This is a genomic window from Glaciecola sp. HA4-3 (assembly GCF_055693685.1).
Window position 1 is genome coordinate 3,022,684 of sequence record NZ_CM146340.1, and the last position, 23,530, is coordinate 3,046,213.

The following is a 23,530-nucleotide window of genomic DNA, read 5'->3' on the forward strand; positions in this document are numbered from 1 at the left end:
ATGTGAACGCATTAAATAATACCGATGACGCGCCCGTTGCGATCAAGATTGAACAGATGCAATTTGCCTATGCAAAAAATACAAAGCCCGTACTATCAATTAAAAATTGGGAGCTAAAACAGGGTGAAAAAGTATTTTTGTCGGGTAACTCAGGAACCGGTAAAACGACTTTTTTAAATTTAATGTGCGGAATCGCGGTGCCAACATCAGGCCGCATTATGTTGTTTGACGAAGAGATAAGTGCCTTATCTAACCGGAAACGAGATACATTTAGAGCCCAAAATATTGGCGTTGTCTTCCAGCGTTTCAACTTAATCCCATATTTAAGCGTTGCGAAGAATATTGAGCTTGCCCATTTTTTTGCACGTAAGTCTGAAAAAAAGATGAGTAAAGACAAACTGCAAAGTACTGCTTTGGCACTTATTAAAAAATTGGCTTTGCCTGATGAAGTGTTACAGCAACAAGTAGGGGCCTTGAGCACAGGCCAACAACAGCGCGTAGCGATAGCTAGAGCATTAATTAATCAACCTAAGTTGTTGTTAGTAGACGAACCTACCTCAGCATTAGATGCATCAGCGCGTGACGCCTTTATGGAAGTATTACTTGATATGTGCCAGCAAGCGCAAGCAAGCTTGGTTTTTGTCAGTCATGATAGTCAGCTTAGTACATACTTTGATCGCAAGGTCGAACTGTCTTCCCTTAATTCATCAAGTGGGAGTGTTTGACATGAATACTTTGTTGTCTTTAGCTTGGCAAAGTCTGCTAAGTCGCAAAAAAACCGTATTGTTAACCTTCACTTCACTTTGCGTCAGCGTCATTGTGTTAACCGGTGTTGAACATATTCGTTTGCAAGCCAAAGAGAGTTTTAACCGCACCATATCAGGCGTTGATTTGATTGTTGGCGCGCCTAGCGGGCAGTTAAATATGCTGCTGTATTCTGTTTTTAGAATGGGTAGCCCGACGAATAATATTAGCTATGAGAGCTTTTCAATGCTCCAAGCAAATGACCAAGTCAAATGGGCTATTCCAATTTCCTTAGGCGATTCTCATCGCGGGTTTCGCGTTATGGGCACGACACAAGCGTACTTTGCCCATTATAAATTTGGTAACAAACAACATTTGTCTTTTAGCGAAGGGACGCAATTTAACGGTATGTTTGAAGCGGTGATAGGTGCAGATGTTGCTAAAAGACTAGGCTATCAAGTCGGAGATCCAATTGTCATTTCACATGGCATTGGGAACACAAGCTTTACTAATCATGATAAAGCCCCATTTGTCATAAGCGGCATTTTAGCTGGTACTGGGACACCCGTTGATAAAACTGTTCATATCAGCCTATCGGGACTTGAAGCGATTCATCTATCGCCGACAGCGCTGCAGGCTATAATTGAATCACCCGATACGGTATCAATTCAGCCTAAAAGTATAACGGCCGTCATGCTAGGGCTTAATAGCAAATTCGCGACATTCGGCATGCAGCGCGCCTTAAACGAATATCAAGACGATAGGCTAATGGCTGTTTTGCCTGGTGTTGCTATGGCGGAGCTATGGACACTGATGTCAACGGTTGAAAACTTGCTTCGCGCGATTGCCATATTAGTATTAGTATCTGCCTTATTTGGCCTAGCGACTATGCTTTTAGCGTCTATGAATGAACGCCAGCGCGAGATAACTATTTTAAGGGTGCTTGGTGCCGGGCCTTTTACAATTTTACTGCTGATACTATTAGAAGCGTTAATATTGATTTGTTTAGCATTAGCTGTGGGTATTGGGGGGCTTAAGCTTCTGCTTATGAGTTTAGAGGGTTGGCTTTCGTCTGAATTTGGCCTGTTTTTAAGCCATACCATTTTATCCCCGGATGTTGCGCTGTTAAGTGGCCTTAGTGATCCTTGCAACAATCATTGTCTCTTTGTTTCAGGAATCGATGCCTACAAAAGCGCGCTTCACAGCAAACTAGGGTAAGTGATTGCGCTTAACCCATTGCCAAGCCTCTTCCATTTGCTCTAGGTTCGCATCTTCGATGTTAATATCTTGGCGTTGAAGATGCAGGCGCAGTTTATCAAAGCGTGAAGCAAATTTTGCGTTCGCTTTTTGAAGTGCAATGTGGGGGCTAACCTTGATATGGCGAGATAGATTTAATACGGCAAACATCAAATCACCGTATTCTTCTTCAATTGCAGCTTGATTATCAATAGTGGCCGAGTGCTCTAAGAGCGCTTCATTTAGCTCGTCTATTTCTTCTTTGATTTTTTCAATAACTGGTCCTAGGGCGTCCCAATCAAAGCCAACAGATGCGACGCGTTTTTGTATTTGTATGGCTTGCATCATAGGAGCGCCATTGTGACCAATACCTTGTATAAGAGCATCGCCTTGGTGCCCAGGCTTCCCTTCTCGCTCTTTTGCTTTAATATCCCTCCACTGATTAAGCGCTTGTGCTTCGCTTAAAGGTGCATCTTGTTGAGATTGATTTGAAAATATATGAGGATGACGACGCGTCAACTTGTCAATTAAACCTTCAGTGATATCGGTAAAATCAAATGCTCCTTGTTCATCTCCCATTTGCGCGTAAAACACGACTTGAAATAGTAAATCACCCACCTCATCTTTTATCGCGGTCATATCCTTTTGAGCTATCGCATCGGCTACTTCATACGCCTCTTCAATCGTGTAGGGCGCAATACTGGCGAAATTTTGCTTTATATCCCAAGGGCATCCGACCTGCGGATCACGTAGTCGTTTCATAATGGCCAATAATGCGGCCAAAGAAGATATTGCTGTATCGTTATTCATGATCATATATAAAAAAGCACAGTGACTCATAACCATAACAAGGTCAATAATTTGATGCCATACAAACTGCAAAGAAACTTTCATAATAACGCCAGAATAACGTTCGTAACGACCGCTTCGTCTCATTTTGTCCGACATATTTGTCAAGATGCATTTGATCACGTAATGTTAAAAAAATGTTGTGATTATTCCTGCGAGTAAATAGCAAAGTCACACAACTCAATAATAATAATTCAGGGTGTTACATGTCTTATAAACCTTCTTACTCACTTTATTGCGCCATTGTAGTTTCGATGGGGGGCTTTGTATTTGGCTTTGACGCGTCGGTTATTTCAGGCGTGATAGGCTTTGTTAGTACTGAATTCAATTTAAGCCCCGTTCAAGCAGGCTTTGTAGTAGCAGCACCGACTCTATCAGGTCTATTTGGCACCATGATAATTGGCCCAGTAAGTGACTTTTTAGGCCGCAAGAAGGTACTTTTGGCTATTGCCTTTTTATATTTGCTATCGGCTTTAGCGTCTGCGTTTGCGACAAATTACGAAATGCTGGTAAGCGCTCGTGCCCTTGGTGGGTTGGCCTTCACTTCGTTGATGATTGCTCCGATGTATATCGGCGAAATATCCCCAGCGGCTTCTCGCGGAAAACGCGTATCAATTAATCAGTTGAATATTGTACTGGGCTTATCTGCTGCATATTTTACCAATTACTTTATTCTGGACTTAAGCACCTCAGGCGCTGCATGGGTAGAATCTATTGGTTTACAAGCTCATACATGGCGATGGATGCTTGGTTTAGAAATATTGCCTGCACTAGTGTTTTTCTTAGCCCTATTTACGATTCCTGACACGCCGCGCTGGTTAACTGCGAATAATCGGGAAGATGAGGCTCTAGCCGTCGTCAATAAGTTATTGCCACCGGATGAAGCCAAGCAAGAGCTTTTAACTATTCAAAACAGTTCTGCGGCCCAGCAAGAGTCATTATGGGCAAGACTTGGTGATATTTTTGGCCCTAAGATGAGATTAGCGCTTATCATCGGTATTATTGTCGCTGTGACCCAACAAATTACGGGTATTAATGCGATCTTCTTTTACGCACCGACGATATTTGAACAAAGTGGTATTGGCACCAACGCTGCATTTATGCAAGCAGTATTGGTTGGTCTTATCAATGTTGTATTTACGGTTGTTGCGATGAGTCTTATTGATAAATGGGGCAGAAAACCCCTTCTTATTGTGGGTTTGTCAGGTATTATTGTAAGTATGGCTTTGTGTACTTATGGTTTCGCAAAGGCCACATATACCATCAGCCCTGCCAGTTTGATTGAAATCCAAAATACACAAGATATTGAAGAACAATTTGATACCTCTCTTTTGATGCCTTTGGTAAATAAGCGCTTTGATGATGATGTTACTTTTAAGCAAGCACTACAAGACACAATAGGCGTAGAGGCCGCAAGAGATAACGAAAGCTTGCTCATTAGCAAGAGTATCAATATGAACGCAATGTTGATTTTGATTGGGATATTGGGCTTTGTTGCCTCCTTCGCCATCTCTTTAGGGCCAGTTATGTGGGTATTATTCTCAGAAATATTCCCCAACCAATTACGAGGCGTCGCGATTTCATTTGTTGGTCTTATCAATGGACTAGTTAGCTTTTGTGTCCAACTTATCTTCCCAATAGAGCTTGCAACTCTTGGCGCCGCTATCACTTTTGGCTTATATGGAGCATTTGCTATTATTGGCCTTGTGCTTGTTGTATGGCTACTTCCTGAAACCAAAGGCAAATCATTGGAAGAGCTTGAAGGTATTTTTGGTAACAAACAATCGACTATGGAAAACTAACGCATTGAGTCCTTAAGCCAGATCTTAGGTGGAAAGTAGATTGCTAAAATGAATCCCAAGCATATTTTATTTATGAAATAGCACCGCGGATATTGAAATAGATAATACTTATCTACTCTTCAAAAAATAAAATGTCCTCCTCGGGTTCTTCGGCTTTTGTCTCCTTTTTAGTAGCCTGATCCGGCGCATCTACCTTGAACTTTTCAATCAGTTTAGAGACTGATTCACTCATAATAATGACATAAGCATTGATAGAGGAATTTTCTTGCGCAATACTCAGTGTTTGTTGATTACTGGTGAGTATTTCTGCGATATTACCTTTAATTTCAGTTAACATTTGTTGCTGTGCTCCAACATCATTTGTAATTTCTTTTGAGCCTTGCGAACTAACCCGTATTGCCGCATGAATTTGTTGGAAGGTGTTTTCAGCTTTATCAACTGATTTTACATTATCTTCAACAAGACTCAGGCCGTGTTTCATTACATCTAGTGTTGCAGAAGACTGCGTTTGTAGTTTTTCGATAATTTCTGCGATTTCGCCTGTAGAAACTTGAGTACGCTTTGCAAGTGTTCTTACTTCATCTGCCACAACAGCAAATCCACGACCTTGTTCTCCAGCTCTAGCTGCTTCGATAGCTGCATTTAGTGCCAATAGGTTTGTTTGATCAGCAATCTCTCTGATGACTTCAATGACCTGAGTAATAGATTGTGAGTGGCTTTCTAATGCTTCTGTTTTTGCAGTTGAATCATTAATGCTTGCCTCTAGTTCTCTAATCATCGTTGCCGCTTGTTTAACCGTTTGCACGCCTTGTTCTGCTAAGTCAGTCGTTTGCTTTGTCGACTCAGCTGACGCATATGCTTGCTTAGCAACATGCTCTGAACTTGTGCCAAGTGCTTCAATTGCTAGTTGAATGTCACTAACGCGTGTGTTTAATATCGTCACTTGCTGATTGAGTTGGTTCACATTTCCTTGACTATCATGAGTAGTTTTATCCAATTGCACTGAAACTTCTATCACTTCCTTCACAATATTATGCACATGATTGATAAAATCATTAATATTTCGTGATAACTCACCTAACTCATCATCACTGTCATATTTAACACGTTTAGTTAAGTCACCATCACCTTCAGCAATTTCTTTAACGCGAGTATTAATGGTATCGATAGGAGTTATAACAAGGCGGTCACTCATGGCGCTTATCACTGCTACCAAGCATAGCGTTAATAACACAAGCTGAATAATGCCATTGATAATTGATTGATAAAAAATCGAGCTTAGTTCAGCGTCATCGAATAGCAAATCAACGGCACCTGTCTTGATTGCTTCACCTTGACCAATGTATTCAATATTTTTTGTCGATTTAATATAAACATCTTGATTATAACGTTCTTCTCGCACCATCAAGTCAGCTGCATCCCAACTTAGCTCAAAAAGGACCTTACCTTCATTGTCATATGCAACAACACCCACTAAACCATTGGTACCAAGTTCTGCACCTGCTATTTTTTTTGCAGCATCTATATCGTAATTCCACATCGCAGAGGCAAGTGTGATCCCGAGTCGCTTAGTCGAACTTTCAGTTTTTATTTGAAGTTCATTTTGCATTTTAGACTTATTTATCGCAATGGTACTGATAGTGAATACAACAATAGTGACGGCAACGACAAGAGTAATGGCAGTTGCAAGTTTCTTTCTCAAATTCATTATTAATACCTAAATAACTTTGGCCGATAAATTAGCATTGCTCATGAATGTAACGGCCTTGGAGAAAATAAATTGAATATAGTTAGGAATGTAATAATGATTTGCTTTGTTTTATTACTTGGCTATACCAAGGTAAACGCCGAAACGATTGAAATTGGAGTTTTAGCGTCTACATCAATCCAAAAAGAAATTTATATTAAGCATGCAAAACAATTTGAAAAAGACCATCCGAAAGTTACTGTTAAATTTATATTTAAGCCTGATGCAGAATATAAGAAATATTTCAATGATTGGCTGATTAATCGCGATGGCCCCGATTTGTTGACTTGGCAAGGTGGACAGCGTCTTTATCAATACATTGACAGAAATCAAGTTCATGACCTAAGCGATGTCTACACAAAGTATGATTTACACAATATGTTTAGTGAAGGCTCTATTGATGTATCGAGTTATAACAATAGTCAGTATGCAATCCCGATTTCTTATTATCACTGGGGCTTTTATTATCGGGAGTCCGTTTTTGCAAAACTTGGTATTGAGCCACCTAAAACATGGCCTGAATTTATTGATGTTTGCCAGCAATTAAAAGCAAACGGTATAACACCAATCACCATCGGGGCGAAATTTAATTGGCCATCTGCAGCTTGGTTTGATTATCTTAATTTGCGTATTAATGGTTTAGATTTTCATCAATCATTGCTTAAGGGCAAACAAAGCTTTTATGACCCACGTGTTAAAAAAGTATTGGTGACGTGGAAAACGCTAATTGATGCTGGCTTTTTTCTTGATTCATTAACCCAATATAATTGGTCTGAAGCAATGCCTTACCTTTATCATAAAAAAGCGGGCATGACTTTAATCGGTAATTTTTTTGCTAGTTCTATGCCACAGGCTCTTTCAAATGACTTTAAGTTTTTTAAATTCCCAATCATAGATCCAACTATCAAGGAGTATGAGGAGGCACCACTAGATTTAATCATTGTCCCTTCATATACAAAAATCACAAACAACATTGAAAAGCTTTTAATCATGTTTGCAAGTGTTGAGTTTCAACAAGATTTAAATGAAACCGCAGTCATGATTTCACCAAATCTTCACACTCGTGAGAATCCAGATTATTTTATACAAACAGGGCAAACACTGCTAAATAACGCCGATGGTGTGTCACAGTTTTTTGATAGAGATACTGAAGCCGATATGGCAGCTGCATCAGTAAAGATTTTTACTGATTTTATGCAAGATGCAAATATTGAAAAGGTAGCTCGCTCGCTAGAAGAAGCTAGATTAGCCCACTTGCAATAATCCTGCAGCTTCGTCAGCTCTTTCACTATTTTATTGGTCAGACTGTTACGATCATTGCTCTTTGTTAATTGGCAATGGGATATATTAAACGGAAATGATTTTTTGCCTTATACTGCACAGTAGTTTCTTTACAATGCAAAAATATAGGATAAATCTTGGAAACGGTTATTGCGCTATTCACTGAACATAAGTTTGCTGCCAGCATAGCGATTGTTCTTTTCTCGCTCAGCATAAAATACTGCCTTATTTCAATAATTCGATGGCAAGCGAAGTCAAAAAATATCGATAGACGTGGCTTAGTTAACCACACAAAAAATCTAATAAACTTATTGCTGTTTTTAGTACTGTTGACGTTTTGGGCAGGTGAACTGCAAAATTTTGCGTTATCTATCGCTGCCTTTGCTGTTGCCATTGTCATTGCTACCCGAGAACTTTTACAATGCGTAATTGGGTTCTTTTATTTGCTGTCTACTCGTCCGTTTCGAGTAGGTGATTGGATACAAGTAAATGACAACGGTGGTGAAGTCTCTGAAACCGATTATATCAAAACAACGTTGTTAGAGGTCGATTTACATACCTATCAGTTCACTGGAAAAACGCTCTTCATTCCTAATAACAAGCTCATTACCAGTCCCATCAAAAATCTTAATTTCTTGAAGCGTTATGTTAATCATAAGTTTGTCATTACTCGCGACTCCAGTGTTAACCCTTTTACTCTTTTGCCCGAACTGCAAGAAAAAGCTCAGCGATATTGCGCCGAATTTAATGATGTAGCGACACGGTATAACCAAACAATTGAAAGACGTTTAGACGTTACAATCGCAGGCCCAGAGCCAGAATTAAGAGTGTTTACCACCGATATTGGTGAAACGGCCTTAGAATTTAGTTTATTTTGTCCTACCGAGAGAGCACTTGAGATAGAACAAAAGTTAACGCAAGACTATTTAACTCTCTGGTTTGAAAAAAGCAGCGCTACGAAACAAGCCGATACATTGCCGATCATTGAACAAGGACAACAATCATGAATAAATATTTAGAGCAATTGTCAAAAACCTTTTTTAATAGCAAGCATGACAATTTAGATAAAGGCGAACAAAGTGTCTTAAATGCAATCGTCAATCAAGAGCCCATCGCAACGAACTTGAACGACTCATTTACAATTCAATTAACGTTTGGTCAACGTGTAGCAGATAAAGTAGCAAAATTCGGAGGTTCTTGGACCTTTATCATCTTGTTTTTATCAGTAATGTTAATTTGGATGATAGTAAATTCTTTAACCTTATTTAAAGCAATTCCTTTTGACCCTTTTCCTTTTATTTTGCTTAACCTTGTATTGTCATCATTAGCTGCGCTGCAAGCGCCGATTATTATGATGTCGCAAAATCGCCAAGCAGATAAAGACCGTATGGCGGCGACATTAAATTATGAAGTCAGCCTAAAAAGTGATTTAGAGATAATGCGCTTGCATCAACGATTAGACGAGCTGACAGAGCTACTTAAAAGTAGCCCCAGCAACAAAGAACCAACTAACTTAGAGTAAATACTCTAGTTCTGGATCTACCGTAAATTTGCCGCTCAGCGCTTCGCGCCCTAATAACATTAAATATGTCATTTCAGAACGGTCCGTTAGCGTCAATTGAATCTGCCAAGTCTGTTTTGCCATAACAATATCAGTCTCGATGACATAACGTTTTTGTTTGGTTGCAGTAGAGCTTTTGACTTTGCGCTGCCCAGCAACCTTACTTGAGCATCTCACTAGTCTGTCGACGTCGTGGATATCTGGATGAATATCAAAGCGTATCCACAGCTGGTCGTCAATATTATATTCTTCAATGTTATCTACGTGCAGGGAAGATGTCGCGGCGCCCGTATCAACGCGCACATGTAAATCCTGAATCCCTAAATTAGGTAAATCACATTTTTCTAAGCTGCCTACCATCAGTTTTTTTGTCATGAATGTGTATCTGCCATACTTGTATCTGGTAACACCAAATTATCTTGCAACATTTCAACGTGCTCTGCTACTTCATCAGGTTTTTTAAAATACGCGATATGATAAACAGCTTCGCCCTCTTGGGCCAAGGGTATATTTTGCTTACCAATCACAATACCGGTTGCTGGGGAATACATCACCCCTAATTGTTCACCAAATGGATTAGAGATAGTTGCAAGAATATCGCCTTTTTCGACATGATCGCCAAGCTTCGCCTTATGCACAACAAAGCCGCTCTCGTTTGCTCGAACCCAACCACTTTGCCTAGCCACAAAAGGTTTAATACTATGTCCTTTTGACTTTGCCTTGTTAAGCATGCCGATATTACGCATCACTTTAATAATACCTTTGATGCCGGCTTGAATCGAAAATTCGTCATAACGAAGAGCTTGCCCAGCCTCATACAACAACACCCTAGCGCCTTCGTCAGCTGCTGCTTGACGCAACGAACCATCGCGTATATCCGCATTTAATAATACTGGTACTCCAAACGCTTCTGCCATTTCAAGTGTTTGAGGGTCGTCAAGATTAGCGCGTATTTGTGGCAAATTAGAGCGATGAATAGCCCCTGTATGCAAATCAATGCCAAAATCACACTTACTCACAATTTCATCTAAGAATAAGCGGGCTATTCTTCCCGCTAATGAGCCTTTTTTACTGCCGGGAAAACATCGGTTAAGATCTCGACGATCGGGTAAATATCGGCTTTGATTCAACACACCGTAAACATTTACCATGGGAATAGCGATCAAAGTACCGCGTAGATTTTTTATGCCTCGGCTTTTAATAAGGCGACTAATAATTTCTATGCCATTTAATTCATCACCATGAATTGCAGCGCTGACAAACAGTGTTGGTCCTTCGCGTTTGCCATGCTGAACATAAACCGGTATACCCATGTGCGTGTCGGTATATAGTGGTGGCATCTCAAGTTGCAGATGTTTTTTTTCACCCGCTTGTATTGTCACACCCCCAATAGTAATGCTATCGCGCTTCATGCTTAGCCCTTACCTTTCGTTTTTGTTTTATTTGGCGTCGCTGTTTTAGCAATGAAGTCAATTATCATACCAGCAACATCCTTACCGGTAGCCGCTTCAATGCCCTCTAAGCCTGGCGATGAATTAACTTCCATCACCATTGGGCCATTTTTGGAACGCAGGATATCAACCCCAGCCATATTCAAACCCATTGTTTTAGCTGCATCTACGGCGGTTTTACGTTCAAGCGGCGATAATCTGACAAGACTTGCAGAGCCCCCTCGGTGCAAATTGGAACGAAACTCTCCTAGCGCTGCTTGACGTTTCATCGCAGCAATGACTTTACCACCTACGACCAAGCATCGAATATCTGCACCACCGGCTTCCTCAATATATTCTTGCACAAGAATTGATGCCTTTAGCCCCATAAACGCTTCAATAATTGATTCGGCGGCTTTAGCAGTTTCAGCCAATACCACACCAATTCCTTGAGTGCCCTCTAGCAATTTGATAACCACAGGTGCACCACCAACATTCTTTATCAAATCATCAATTTTGTCTGGATGATTAGCAAAACCAGTACGCGGAAGACCAATTCCTTTGCGTGACAATAGTTGTAAAGAGCGCAATTTATCGCGAGAACGGCTAATAGCAACAGACTCGTTGATTGAAAACGTTCCCATCATTTCAAATTGGCGAACCACAGATGTACCATAAAATGTTACTGAGGCGCCGATTCTAGGAATAACTGCATCAAATTTAGGCAGGGCCTTACCTTTGTACCTTACGGATGGCCGGCTACTGGTGATATCCATATAACAATGCATAGTATCTACAACACGAATTTCATGCCCTCGTTGCTCTCCTGCCTCGATTAATCGTCGCGTTGAGTAAAGATTTGGGTTACGTGATAGCACTGCAATTTTCATATTAAACCTTAGTATAGTTATTTGCCCGATGATAGTACGGTAACATTTACAAATCTCATAGTTAATTTATGCACATATAAAATTTTAGTTGGATGTAAAATCTCTTCTAAAAACCATTTGAATGAATAAGCATGATGTTCTACAGTCATTGTCCTTGCGAAGGATTGTCACTTGGACAACTATCATAAAAAAGGAACAAACTAATGAAGACATTATTGACAGTCATATTGTTTATTACATTTACACTAGGTTTTGCTGTTCAAGCTGATAATGACAACAACCATTTCCCATCACTTCAAGCACCTGATCTTGCTACAGCCCTTTGCAATATTAAAAACTACAACAAGCAGTTGGCGCAGATCACTAGTAAGGATGAGCTTAGCGCTTTAGATATGGTTAAAATACATGAATTGACCTACACCCTAGAGAACGCTGTCATTCAAATGCAAAAGGACTTAGCCACAATTGCTGTAGACCTCGAAGAAGTGCACCTTGGATCAGAAACAATGGATGGAGAAGCCGTCATTGATAATGCTAAACGTTATCTTACTGCTAGTGATATGATTGTTAGTGCGACTCAATGTAGCTAATTTAAGTGTCCTGGTGATCGTATAACGAATTGTTAAAGGCTCAACACAAATGCGCATATCGCATCTAATTGAGCATCTATTGTTTGCTCTTTTGACAAGGTGAGCGTATTAGTTTCGTTTCGTGGTGCCTCAAGTGTATCCAACTGACTTTTTAATAGCTCACTGGGCATAAAATGTTCCCGTTGTTTCATTCTTGAGCTCAGCGTTTGCTCATCAAGTTCCAAAAAGATCGTAACCAGTGCGCTATCGCCTTCACGTAAAATATCTCTGTATTCTTTTTTCAATGCTGAGCAAGCAATTACTAATGCTTTGTTTTGTTTTTTCGCATCTTTGTAACACGCAGAAATAGTGGAGAGCCACGGCAACCTATCACTGGTGGTTAAAGGGATAGACTGACGCATTTTTTCGATGTTAGTGCTTGAATGCAAATCATCCCCATCAATAAACTCACTATTGATTAAGTTAGCCAACGCTTTACCGACTGTGGATTTGCCAGAGCCACTGACGCCCATCACCAAAAAACGTATTGCCTTATTATTCATAGAGTTGCCCTATACCTACTTTTTGTTCAATGCTGCCTTGTTTGATTAGACTGCTTATTGTTTTAGTTGCTGTTTCAGTTTACAGTCAAATTTACATAAACACATGGTGCAATACACTATTACATGGAGCGTGTTATTTTGCTTGCTGATCATCCACTTTTGTTAGCTATTTTTGCCATTGCTTCATTACTGTTACTCATCATAAAATTTCGTGTCCATGCATTTGTTTCTCTATTTGTTATCAGCACGCTTACTGCTATTTTGGGCGGTATTAGCGTTAATATGTTAGTACCAACTTTGATGTCTGGTTTTGGGTCTACCCTTGCATCGGTGGCGATGTTGGTTGGTTTAGGGGCCATGATTGGCAAGCTATTGGAGGTAACCGGTGGCGCGCAAGTATTGGCCAATAGTCTAATCGCTCGCTTTGGAGAAACTAACGCTCCTATTGCCATTGGCGTGGCTTCTTTACTTTTTGGGTTCCCTATTTTCTTTGATGCAGGCTTAATTGTCATGCTTCCAATTATTTTAAGTGTTGCCGCTCGCTTCAAAGGTTCGTTGTTGTTATATACCATGCCCGCTGCAGGTGCGTTTGCTGTTATGCATGCTCTTGTGCCTCCTCACCTAGGCCCTGTTGTAGCTGGCGATCTTCTTGGTGCTGACATTGGCCTACTTATTATTGTTGGTATTTGTATTGCAATCCCCAGCTGGTATGCAGGAAGCTATCTTTTTTCGCAGTTTTTAGGACATCGGATAAATATCCCCTTACCACGCTTATTTACCGCAACTGATGTTTCTCCCGAAAAACAACCTAAGTTATGGCAGGTTTTGCTTATTTTGCTCTTACCCTTGGTGCTTATTTTTTGTAACACTGGCATTAACACTTACAAAGTAATGACAAATTTTGATGGTAGTCATGCTATTTTTGATATTTTACAAACACTTGGCCAAACTCCTATTGCACTGGGAATAACCCTGATTGTAAGTATGGTTTTGTTTATGAATCGATTAGGTAAACAAGCTATTCATGACTTAAGCGATCAAGCCTTAGGACCTATTTGCGCTATTATTTTGGTCACCGGCGCAGGTGGGATGTTTGGTGGTGTGCTTAGGGCTACGGGCATTGGTGATGCCTTATCAGATTCATTAAGCGACTTGGGTGTGCCGCTTATTGTTGCCGCATTTATTATTTCAGCAAGCCTTCGCGTCGCGCAAGGCTCTGCTACTGTTGCGTTAACAACAACCGCTGCGCTTATTGCGCCTATGGTTAGCGCTCAAAGTACTTTGAGTCAATTCGATCTATGCTTTATTGTCATTGCCATTGCGGGTGGAGCAAGTGTGCTATCTCATTTCAATGATTCAGGCTTTTGGTTAGTCAGTCGTTTATTTGACATGGATGAAAAAACAACCTTAAAAACATGGACGCCGATGGTCACACTAATTGGTTTAATCGCTTTTGGATTAGCGTTTATATTTAGTCTTATGCTGTAACAAAATCAAAGAGGTTTTATGGAGACCGCAAGCAATTTATCATTTAGTTTAAGCAACATATCAATGACTTGGCTTATTGTTACCGCATCAGCTGTTATGTTGTTTTCGTTGCTAGAAGCTTGGTTAGCTACACTTATTGTTTATGGGAAAATTGCTGTTCTAAAACGAATATTTCCTGTTCCGCATAACCTAGTTCGATCGCATGTAGATTACTTAATTATGGCAACCTTATTGAGCGTATCGTACTTTTTGTGCCTATATCTTGATATTGATTTACCCAAATGGCTAATTGCTGTTTTGTGTTTTGGCGTTATCTATAACCCCTTTGGTTTCTTTTTACAGGCGATCAACCCTAGATTAGGCAAAGCTCAGACTGCGCTTGGTCGATTCATGGTATGTGCTAGTTTTGTGCCTACGACCATTGGATTTGGCTACATATTTGTCCAAGTCATTGCGGTTCTAACGTAAATATAAAAAATCCAAGGGAGTAACGAAATGAAACTCGTGTTTAGTGTTTTTATAACGATCATCGTACTTATATTCACGGGCATCAGTGTTTATGTATTTATGAACAAAGTTCCCGATGTCCCTGTTCAACAACTCCTTGAAAGGTGGGCTCCTGCCCCTTCTCAGTTTATCGATATTAACGGTATGCAGGTTCATGTCCGAGACGAAGGTCCCAAAAATGATAAAGCGCCCATTATTCTTATCCATGGCACTAGCGCGTCTTTGCATACTTGGGATGGGTGGACCCAGCAACTAAGTAAAGACCGACGAGTTATTCGGTTTGACTTACCAGGTTTTGGTTTGACGGGTCCTGAACCTAATAATCAATATCAAATAGCGTCTTATGCCACTTTTGTCATTGAGGTGCTTGATTTTTTGGGTATCGATCGCGCTGTAGTAGCAGGCAATTCCCTTGGTGGGTATATTGCCTGGGCGACCGCGATAAAGTTTCCAAAACGAGTGTCACAATTAATATTGGTTGATGCAAGCGGTTATCCTTACGACCCGGAATCCGTACCTTTAGCATTTAAACTATCGCAAAATCCAGTTGCTAAAGTCTTGTTAAAAGACTTTTTACCAAAATCATTGGTTGAACGAAGCGTAAAGAATGTTTATGGCAACCCCAAACTAGTGACTGATAATTTAGTAGAACGTTACTATCAACTCTCGTTAAGACAAGGTAACCGAGAAGCACTGCAAGCAAGATTTGAGCAAACGACACCTAATAACTTAGCTTTGCAAGTACCCACTATCAACGTGCCCACCTTGATTCTATGGGGTGCCAAAGATAAATTAATTCCCCTAAAGTTTGGTGAACGCTTTCACCAAGAAATAAATAATAGTGAATTAGTGGTATTTGACGAATTAGGTCATGTACCACATGAAGAAGACCCTACCGCTACCATTTTTGCCGTTGAGCAATTTTTGCTAAAACAATCTTCAAACTTTTCTATGCCCTGAGTTCAATAAATATTTATCTAACCGTGAGGGTTTTATAAACGCGTTTACGCTTCTAATAGTAATACGGTCAAAATCCCTGTTACGGAGCGAAATATGAAAACAACTGGAAGCAATTTACCTAAACTAAGCGTGTTATTTCTTTTACTAAACATAGCAGCATGTGGAGGCGGTGGAGATGATCCTAGCCCAACACCGACTCCCACACCAACCCCACAACCCACTAATAGCGCACCAACAATCACTGGTACTCCAGCCAATAGCGTTAGAGTTGATGAGCAATACAGTTTCACCCCTCAAGCCAGTGACGTAGATGGTGATACACTAACGTTTACGATTGCTAACCAACCAAGCTGGGCAAGCTTTAGCGCAGGAACAGGTCAATTGTCAGGTACGCCAAAAGAAGAAGATATTGGCAATTCTACAGATATACAAATCAGTGTATCTGATGGCACAGTTAGCACAAGTCTAAGCGATTTCTCAATTGCGGTTGTTGCAAATCCCAGTACACAAGATACTGATGGTGACGGTTTAACTGACGCCATAGAAACTTCCTTAGGAACCAACCCCAATGTAGCAGACACTGATGGAGATGGTTTTTTAGATAAAGAAGAAGTCGACAATTGGGACCAATTTAGTGGAACTCATTTGCGCTTTAATCCACTTGTGGCTGATGTACCGCGTTTACGTATGCAACGTCTAGGGCGACCAGTAATTCAACTGTATGCTACAACGACACAAAGTGGCACCATAAGCAAAGGAATGACCGATGAAAGTGTCAGTGAAATCCAAACTACAACGGATAGAGGACGCGAAAATACCAATGTAATTGAAGAGCAACATGCTGTTAATGTTAATGCTGAGGTGAAGAAATCTGGCCCGATTACAAGTGGAAAAGTAGAAGCTTCGTATGACTATAATCATACAGATACAACCACAGAAACAAACTATTGGAATGAGACAACTGTTGAAACGAACCGCCAAGCTAGCTCTGAGTATTTTGAGACTTTAAGTTCAGAAACAGTTCAAACTAGCGGCGGTGAAATAAAGGTGTTAATGGGTTTGTTAAACGATGGCGATGTCAGCTATACACTTAACAACATGAATATCTCCGCTTTTATGGAAAACCCAGAAAGACCTGGAGACTTAATCGCTGTTGGCACCCTTTTATTCGATGGTGATATGACCTTTACTCCTCCACCTTTAGGTAGTTCGGTTCAGCCATCCGATAATGATTTTACGCCCTTCAATTTTGTTTATCGGGCAGAGAATAACCCCGAGGAAATCAGCAGAATCTTAGAGAATTCTAATCAATTGATTTTCGAAGCAACTAATTTGTCATTGACGGGACAAAGAGCAGATGTCGATCTTAATTTAGCCGCTCAAAATGTTCGTGCTAGGACCGCTGAGATAATTATCGACTTTGGTGATAATCAAGCCATCGAAACACAGAGGCATCGTGTTGCCGTAGATAATGGCACATCTGATAGCCTAAGTTTTGATGAGCTTATGCGCCAACGTCTAAATTTTACTTATGAATTTTCACAAGAATCATTTCCCGGATTTCCAAATAGTAAAACAGGCTTAAGTGCCATCCGTGGTATCACCATGAATAGCAGCACCAATAGCTACTGGTTGGTGGCACATACTTTTACGCCTGCTAATGCGCCATCAGGTGCAACCGAGACAATACTTTACAACATACTTGCTGAAGACTACTCAGATACAGATATTTCGCTGCGAAAAGGCGATACATTGCATATGGTTTATATCACCGATAGTGATCTAGATGGTCTAAGTGACCGGCTAGAGATTCTCAATGGTACTCAACTAGATCAAGCTGATACCGATGATGATGGTTTAGATGATGCAACAGAAATTTATGGGTGGTTGAGCAATTTAGATCAAGCGCCATGTGAACAAGGCGACAGACTCTTTTTAATTAACTCAAACCCTTTACTAGCTGATACTGACGGAGATGGCACAAACGACGGTATTGAGTTTGCCAATTGTACGGATCCGCGTGGTGATTTGATGGTTGAGGCCGGTCAAGATGGATTAGTGAGTATAAATGAATCAATTTCTTTAGAAGCAACACCAGAAAACTTTAGAGACCGTTCTAATCTGTCATACATGTGGGTGCAAACTGGTGGTATTTCAGTCGGTACTTTACCCAACACCGCAAAAATTACCTTTGACGCACCAAATGATGTCACCAACCTACAATTTACCGTAACGGTGAAAGACACCAGCTTAGAAGACTCATCAACAAGCGATTCAGTTTCGGTGTTCGTTGCTAAAGACAAAGAAAATGCCGTATTTGTTGACCCTGACAATGGCCATGACTTTAATAACTCTGGACGGGCACCGCTCGACCCTGTTCGTACATTAGAAAGAAGCCTTGAAATAAGCTTTTCAGGCGCTGATATCTATCTCAATACGCCTGATTCTGGCTTCTATGAACTAACAAATACACTTGTATTACCAAGTTCGGCAAGCATTTATGGTGGATTTGATGAAAACTGGACTCATGAGCCAGAAACAGCCCCAACCCCAATTATGGTAGATAGCCTGTATTGCAATACAAATAGAAAACTTCACTAATACTGTCGTAAGCGGTTTAAGTCTGGAGGCAAAAGCTAGTAACGGTGAAAATGGACATTCTATGGCAATTTTAGCGAACTCTGGCAGTAACTTAATTATAGATAGAGTAGTTGCTAAAGGAGCTGACTTGCCAGTCACTCAAACTGATGCAAACAACAGAGCAGCTTCTAGTTATGGGCTGTTTGCCAATAGTATTGGTCGAGTCGATTTAATCGGTAGTTCTATTTTTGCAGGAACAGGCGCAAACGGCGCAAGTGGTAACAAAGGCAGTAATGGTGACGCAGGTGATGACGGTAGTAATGGTTCTGCCAGTCGCACAGGCGGAAATGGAGGTGCTGGTCATAATGGTCAAAATGGTGGTAAAGGCGGAACAGCGAAAGGCGGCGTGGTTGTTTGTGCTGATGGCGTTGCAGGTACTAAAGGCACTGATAGCGGTTCAATAAAAGGAGGGAGCGCGGGCAATGGTACAAGTGCACAGCTCTCGATAACTCTGCAATGCGAATGGAGTCGTTCTGGCGCTAATGGAGGTTCTGTCAGTACCCGCGCGGCCACAGGTACTCAAGGCAATGGTGCGGATAATTCATCTAGTTTCGAACAGGGCATATTTGTTCCTAGCAATGGTAAGTCTAATGGTGGCCAAGGTAGTGGTGGCGCTGGTGGCGGTGGCGGTGGCAGTGGCGCTGGTATTGACGCAAACTTTGGTGGCGGCGGCGGTGGCGGCGGTGAAGGTGGTGAAGGCGGATACGGCGGAACAATAGGTCGAGGCGCAGCAGGTTCATTCGCTATGGTATTACTTGGTGTCGACTTTGCTAATGTTAGCGATAGTCTATTACAAACCGCAAACGGTGGCATCGGTGGTGCTGGTGGGTTAGGCGGAACAGGTGGTGATGGTGGCAGTGGCGGCACCGGCGGTGACACAGGCGGTCGCAAAGGTGGCAATGGTGGTAGTGGTTCGCCTTAGCGGTAATGGTGGTGCAGGTGGCGGTGGAGCCGGTGGTCCAGTGGCAGGTATTGTATTATTGGGCAACTCGCAGCTTGACATTAGTGATTCAAGTATTAATACCGGGAATGCTGGTAACGGTATCAACCCTAACCGTGGTCAAGGCGGCTGGAACTATGGCATTTTTGCAAGTGACGGAACGATTGGTATAAACTCAAATAATACCTTTCAACTCGGTGCTGCCGGCAACAACGCTGAAGCACCTACTGAAGTCAAGCAGTAGTGAAAGATATAGCCCTAGGAATACTTTGTAGGCCTAGGGTGTATCTATCAGTTGAGCAAAGACAGATAATGTGGGTAAGCGATGAGCAGTGATATGAAACATAAGCAGCATGATATTGATGATACGTTCAGTCAAATAAGCTTTGACGGTTTAACACAGCAAGCCTTAGATGAATTACATAAAATCGCACAGCGATGCATGAACAAAGAGAACCCTAGTCATACCCTACAAGCAACTGCTTTAGTTAACGAAGCATATCTATCTTTGCATTCGGCTAACATTGATACTCAAAATCGGCTTCATTTTTTTGTCCTTGCTGCTAGTCATATGAGACGAATTTTAGTAGACCATGCAAGAGCAAAAGCTGCGAGCAAACGAAAAGCCTTTGCCCTTGCAACCACATCAAATGATGAACTGTTAATTGACGTTGGTAACACTACTTCGCTCGTTCTGCTTGATGAAGTGCTAACACTGTTTTCAAGCTTAGATGAACGTGCAGCAAAAATGTACGAAATGAGACTCTTTGCCGGCTTAAGCAATACAGAATTAGCACAAGTATTTGAAACATCCGTGGCGACAGTAGAGCGAGATATTCGTTTGGCCAAGGCATGGATAAATAAGCAATTTGTTAGTTAACGATCAAAATGCTATGGCATCAAAATCAAGCCTATTTCATTGTGAGATAAAGGATTTAAATATGCATAACGCTTCTGCTATTTCAGATATGGGCCGCCAACGAAGAATGAATGAAGATAGTTATGTCATCAGAGAAGATATTGGTCTTTGGATGATTGCAGATGGCATGGGCGGTCACGAACATGGAAAATTTGCCAGCGAAGTTAGCTGCAAAATTGTATGTGAATATGTGGAACAAGGTAAAAGCGTTAGCTCGGCTATTATTGCCGCTAATCTATACATACAAAAAGTATCTACTCACATGGATATGCGCAAAGGTATGGGCAGTACAGTAGTGATACTACAGAGAATAAAAGAAGCTTATCGGGTTTTTTGGGTAGGCGACAGTCGAGCATATTTGGTGGATAATAATTCTATGACACCACTGACATCAGATCATTCCGTAGTACAAGAAATGATTGATGCTAAATTAATATCTGCTCAAGATGCTATGTCTCATCCCAAACGCCACATCATCACCAAATCAATTGGTTTATGTCCAACATTCGAACCTAAAACTGATAGCGTGAGTGTTAATTTACATCCAGTGCTCAGAGATATTTTTATGTAGTGACGGCGTAAATGATGAACTAGATGACCAAACAATAAACGCGATTCTTACTCAACAACTGAGCAAAAAAGCGCGCTTACAAATCTTAGTTGAACAAGCGAACAATAATGGCGGGCGCGACAATATTACGGCGATGTTAGTTAGCCCATAAGGCCAATATCACAGAAAAAGGAATATGTTATGGATAAAACTCAAAAAGACTGGGATGAGATCAAATCATTGTTCAGTCACGCTATGGATAAACCCGCTAGTGAACGTTTATCATTTATCCAAGCTAGTGATGCACAGCAAAATATCAAAGAAGAAGTAGTGTTGTTGCTTAATAGTGCTGATGTAACTGGTTTATCCTTTGAATCTTTAGTAGCCGAAGCATCTGCTCAAAGCCAGCAAGTAGGCCAAATAGATATGCTAATTGAGCAATATCGGATAGTTAAAAAAATTGGTCAAGGCGGGATGGGTGAGGTATATCTTGCTGAACGTGCTGATGAACAATATCAAAAGCAAGTCGCCTTAAAACTTGTTAGTAATCAGTCATCCTCTGCTCAATTAATTGAGCGCTTTCGGTACGAGCGGCAGATTTTAGCCAAACTAGAGCATCCCAATATAGCTCGCTTATTGGATGGCGGTGAAACGGATAACGGTTGGCCGTTTCTAATCATGGAGTTTGTCGATGGCTTACCGATAAATGAATATTGTGATTTACATTCACTAAATACAAAACAACGAATTGGCTTATTTATGGATGTATGTAAAGCCATTCAATATGCCCATCAAAGTTTAATTGTGCATCGTGATGTAAAGTCTTCAAACATTTTAGTAGATAATAACGGCACCGTTAAGCTATTGGATTTTGGTATTGCCAAAGCAATTGAAGAAAACGCACCGTCACTAACTCAAACCGCTGGTCGGATTCTATCTCCTTTGCATGCAAGCCCTGAGCAAATTCGAGGCGAAACGATTACAGTTGCCACCGATGTCTACTCGCTAGGTGTGCTTTTATATCAGCTATTATCTGGCTTGCATCCGATTGATAGCGACACCACAAATCCAATGCAAATTGAACGTGCAATTTGCGAGGAATATCCAAGCAAGCCAAGTAATCGCTTGAGTAAACTAACAAAAGAACATGGTTTAAACACAATATCTGAATCCAGAGCATCAAAACCAATTGATTTGGTTAAACAGCTTGGCGGGGACTTAGATAACATTGTCATGAAAGCTTTAAACAAAGAACCAGAAAGAAGATATAACACTGTTCAAGACATGTATGACGATTTAAATCGATTTATACAAAATCGCCCTGTGCATGCTAGAGCAAGTTCTGCGCTTTATAAAACACAAAAATTTCTTCAACGGAATAAAGTAACTTCGTTAGTCAGTGCATCGGCACTAGCTTTAGTTCTGTCTGTCTCTGCTTTTTCTTATAATCGGATAATAGAAGAACGTGATCTTGCTCAAGATGCTCAAAAAAGTGCTGAAGCCGTAAGCAGCTTTTTGCAGGATATTTTTAGCAGTGTTGAACCCTCTGTAGCGCTTGGAGATGAGATAAGCGCTATCGATTTACTGGATTCAGGCAAAACCAATATTGCCGATTCGCTGCTTGATGAACCTCACACAGCCATGGTCATGCATCGAGTATTGGCCAGATCATATTACTCTTTAGGTGATGCAACGAGCGCGTCTGAACAATTGCTAGCGGCAGAACAAATGGCGGAAAAACTTGAGCAAGCGGATTATGCTGAGCTTGCTAACATTAAACTGCTACAAGGCATTATTGCACAAGATAATAGTGACTATGAAATCGCGGAGCAGCTAATGGAAGAAGCAAAAACATACGTTGAGCTTGCTTATAATGAACCTCATTTCGCTATTGTTGAAGCGCTCCATATACAAGGATTCTTACAAGATACGCTTGGCAAACACGATGAAGCTATAGCCTTGTACGAACAAGCAATTCAAATGAATGACACTTTGCCGCCTGACGAAATGTTTGACCAGGGCTGGACAGAAGCTCGCTTATCCGATGTATATCGAAAAGAGGGGCGATATCAAGAAGGAATAGATATTTTACAAATAGCCATACCGAAAATGATCGCCAACTATGGTGATTTACATCCGTATTTATCAATTGCTAAACGACAACTTGCGATGCTATTTAAGGACACGAAACGATATGACGAGAGCGAAGTCCTATATTTAGAAGTCATTGAGGAGCATAAAAAGCTCTACGAGCCCCCTTCTCGCGAGCTTTCAATCACTTACAGTGAATATAGTATTCTGTTGCAGAAACTCGATAGATTAGATGACGCCGTTGAAGCTGCGAATAAACATATGGAATTGTTAGACCAGATATACAATGACACACCTAATGCCATGTATGCAGCTTCATTTAATAATCATGGGTACTTCTTAAAATATGCGGGCAAGTACGAACAATCCATTATAAGTTTTCAAAACTCTATAGAACAACAGGATCTTATTGGTTTAGCCAAAGATCATTTTCATCGCTCATTTCCTATGCAAGGAATGGCACTAACCTATATTGAGATGCAGGACTATGAAAAAGCAGAGGATATACTTCGTCAAGTATTACCAATGAGGCTGCAACACATGGATGAATCACACCTGTATGTCACTCAAGTGAAAAGCTCGCTTGGCGATGCTCTTATGAGACAAGGCAAGTTGGACGAAGCCGAGAAATACTTAAACGATGCCTTGGCATTTTTTAAACAGTACCAAGGCGAAGACAGCATTGAAGTTGAAATTGTTAGTGGCTTTTTGAGCGAACTGAGCAAAATGCGTCAACAACAAGATGGAAACTAGTGCTTTATTA

Annotated in this window: 22 protein-coding genes; 16 read left to right on the plus strand and 6 right to left on the minus strand. The window is 40.9% G+C overall.

The features are described 5' to 3' along the window. Positions 1–2 precede the first annotated feature (2 nt). Both ACZ1G6_RS14575 and ACZ1G6_RS14580 read left to right on the plus strand, forming a co-directional pair. Positions 3–725 carry an ABC transporter ATP-binding protein gene (locus ACZ1G6_RS14575; RefSeq protein WP_472616949.1) on the plus strand — a complete coding sequence of 241 codons (723 nt, stop codon included), beginning with the start codon at positions 3–5 and terminating at the stop codon, positions 723–725. 1 nt (position 726) lies between these two features. Next, positions 727–1,962, plus strand: a complete 1,236-nt coding sequence (locus tag ACZ1G6_RS14580; protein WP_472616950.1) for an ABC transporter permease — start codon at positions 727–729, stop codon at positions 1,960–1,962. Here ACZ1G6_RS14580 and mazG read toward each other — a convergent pair. After that, positions 1,954–2,874: a nucleoside triphosphate pyrophosphohydrolase gene (gene mazG / locus ACZ1G6_RS14585; RefSeq protein ID WP_472616951.1), complete on the minus strand. Its 921-nt coding sequence runs from the start codon at positions 2,872–2,874 to the stop codon at positions 1,954–1,956. The genes ACZ1G6_RS14580 and mazG overlap by 9 nt on opposite strands. A gap of 161 nt (positions 2,875–3,035) precedes the next feature. Here mazG and ACZ1G6_RS14590 point away from each other — a divergent pair, with 161 nt between their 5' ends. Beyond that, the gene (locus tag ACZ1G6_RS14590; protein ID WP_472616952.1) at positions 3,036–4,631 is read left to right on the plus strand and encodes a sugar porter family MFS transporter; all 1,596 of its coding nucleotides are present in this window, start codon (positions 3,036–3,038) and stop codon (positions 4,629–4,631) included. A 112-nt stretch (positions 4,632–4,743) separates the two neighbouring features. Here the strand turns inward: ACZ1G6_RS14590 and ACZ1G6_RS14595 are convergent, their stop codons facing one another. Continuing rightward, positions 4,744–6,339, minus strand: a complete 1,596-nt coding sequence (locus ACZ1G6_RS14595) for a methyl-accepting chemotaxis protein (protein ID WP_472616953.1) — start codon at positions 6,337–6,339, stop codon at positions 4,744–4,746. Positions 6,340–6,435: 96 nt separating this feature from the next. Between ACZ1G6_RS14595 and ACZ1G6_RS14600 the strand changes: the two genes are divergently transcribed. The 3 genes from ACZ1G6_RS14600 to ACZ1G6_RS14610 all read left to right on the plus strand — a co-directional run bounded on the left by ACZ1G6_RS14600 (position 6,436) and on the right by ACZ1G6_RS14610 (position 9,181). After that, positions 6,436–7,641, plus strand: coding sequence for an ABC transporter substrate-binding protein (locus ACZ1G6_RS14600; RefSeq protein ID WP_472616954.1), 1,206 nt, complete (start codon positions 6,436–6,438; stop codon positions 7,639–7,641). A 155-nt stretch (positions 7,642–7,796) separates the two neighbouring features. Continuing rightward, positions 7,797–8,666, plus strand: coding sequence for a mechanosensitive ion channel domain-containing protein (locus ACZ1G6_RS14605; RefSeq protein WP_472616955.1), 870 nt, complete (start codon positions 7,797–7,799; stop codon positions 8,664–8,666). Further along, positions 8,663–9,181: a DUF1003 domain-containing protein gene (locus ACZ1G6_RS14610; RefSeq protein WP_472616956.1), complete on the plus strand. Its 519-nt coding sequence runs from the start codon at positions 8,663–8,665 to the stop codon at positions 9,179–9,181. Before ACZ1G6_RS14605 ends, ACZ1G6_RS14610 begins: the two co-directional genes overlap by 4 nt. On the opposite strand, the gene ACZ1G6_RS14615 is transcribed toward ACZ1G6_RS14610, so the two are convergent. From ACZ1G6_RS14615 to rimK, 3 genes are read right to left on the minus strand one after another with little or no spacing between them, the layout of a single operon-like run. Then, a complete protein-coding gene (locus ACZ1G6_RS14615; protein WP_472616957.1) occupies positions 9,173–9,595 on the minus strand; it encodes an ATP-dependent zinc protease family protein in 423 nt (140 codons plus the stop codon). The genes ACZ1G6_RS14610 and ACZ1G6_RS14615 overlap by 9 nt on opposite strands. Next, positions 9,592–10,632 (minus strand): succinylglutamate desuccinylase/aspartoacylase family protein, encoded by a 1,041-nt coding sequence (locus tag ACZ1G6_RS14620; RefSeq protein WP_472616958.1) that lies wholly within the window; start codon positions 10,630–10,632, stop codon positions 9,592–9,594. The genes ACZ1G6_RS14615 and ACZ1G6_RS14620 overlap by 4 nt, the downstream gene beginning before the upstream one ends. A 2-nt stretch (positions 10,633–10,634) precedes the next feature. Beyond that, positions 10,635–11,540, minus strand: coding sequence for a 30S ribosomal protein S6--L-glutamate ligase (gene rimK / locus ACZ1G6_RS14625; protein WP_472616959.1), 906 nt, complete (start codon positions 11,538–11,540; stop codon positions 10,635–10,637). A 203-nt stretch (positions 11,541–11,743) separates the two neighbouring features. On the opposite strand from rimK, the gene ACZ1G6_RS14630 reads away from it, so the two are divergent. Further along, positions 11,744–12,130: a DUF6746 family protein gene (locus ACZ1G6_RS14630; protein ID WP_472616960.1), complete on the plus strand. Its 387-nt coding sequence runs from the start codon at positions 11,744–11,746 to the stop codon at positions 12,128–12,130. 32 nt (positions 12,131–12,162) lie between these two features. On the opposite strand, the gene ACZ1G6_RS14635 is transcribed toward ACZ1G6_RS14630, so the two are convergent. Then, positions 12,163–12,672, minus strand: coding sequence for a gluconokinase (locus ACZ1G6_RS14635; protein ID WP_472616961.1), 510 nt, complete (start codon positions 12,670–12,672; stop codon positions 12,163–12,165). Between the two features lie 138 nt (positions 12,673–12,810). Here ACZ1G6_RS14635 and ACZ1G6_RS14640 point away from each other — a divergent pair, with 138 nt between their 5' ends. From ACZ1G6_RS14640 to ACZ1G6_RS14680, 9 genes are all read left to right on the plus strand, one after another. Next, the gene (locus tag ACZ1G6_RS14640; protein WP_472616962.1) at positions 12,811–14,160 is read left to right on the plus strand and encodes a GntP family permease; all 1,350 of its coding nucleotides are present in this window, start codon (positions 12,811–12,813) and stop codon (positions 14,158–14,160) included. Between the two features lie 63 nt (positions 14,161–14,223). Further along, the gene (locus tag ACZ1G6_RS14645) at positions 14,224–14,628 is read left to right on the plus strand and encodes a hypothetical protein (protein WP_472616963.1); all 405 of its coding nucleotides are present in this window, start codon (positions 14,224–14,226) and stop codon (positions 14,626–14,628) included. Between the two features lie 27 nt (positions 14,629–14,655). Further along, positions 14,656–15,627, plus strand: coding sequence for an alpha/beta fold hydrolase (locus ACZ1G6_RS14650; RefSeq protein ID WP_472616964.1), 972 nt, complete (start codon positions 14,656–14,658; stop codon positions 15,625–15,627). Between the two features lie 93 nt (positions 15,628–15,720). Then, on the plus strand, positions 15,721–18,228 hold the full coding sequence (locus ACZ1G6_RS14655; protein WP_472616965.1) for a putative Ig domain-containing protein: 2,508 nt from the start codon (positions 15,721–15,723) through the stop codon (positions 18,226–18,228). A gap of 61 nt (positions 18,229–18,289) precedes the next feature. Beyond that, the gene (locus ACZ1G6_RS14660; protein ID WP_472616966.1) at positions 18,290–19,189 is read left to right on the plus strand and encodes a hypothetical protein; all 900 of its coding nucleotides are present in this window, start codon (positions 18,290–18,292) and stop codon (positions 19,187–19,189) included. Next, positions 19,176–19,451: a hypothetical protein gene (locus ACZ1G6_RS14665; protein WP_472616967.1), complete on the plus strand. Its 276-nt coding sequence runs from the start codon at positions 19,176–19,178 to the stop codon at positions 19,449–19,451. Before ACZ1G6_RS14660 ends, ACZ1G6_RS14665 begins: the two co-directional genes overlap by 14 nt. A 93-nt stretch (positions 19,452–19,544) precedes the next feature. Then, the gene (locus ACZ1G6_RS14670) at positions 19,545–20,087 is read left to right on the plus strand and encodes an ECF-type sigma factor (protein ID WP_472616968.1); all 543 of its coding nucleotides are present in this window, start codon (positions 19,545–19,547) and stop codon (positions 20,085–20,087) included. Between the two features lie 61 nt (positions 20,088–20,148). Continuing rightward, on the plus strand, positions 20,149–20,697 hold the full coding sequence (locus tag ACZ1G6_RS14675) for a PP2C family protein-serine/threonine phosphatase (RefSeq protein WP_472616969.1): 549 nt from the start codon (positions 20,149–20,151) through the stop codon (positions 20,695–20,697). Positions 20,698–20,877: 180 nt separating this feature from the next. Then, complete coding sequence (locus ACZ1G6_RS14680; protein WP_472616970.1) at positions 20,878–23,520, plus strand: protein kinase domain-containing protein; 2,643 nt, start codon at positions 20,878–20,880, stop codon at positions 23,518–23,520. Positions 23,521–23,530 lie beyond the last annotated feature (10 nt).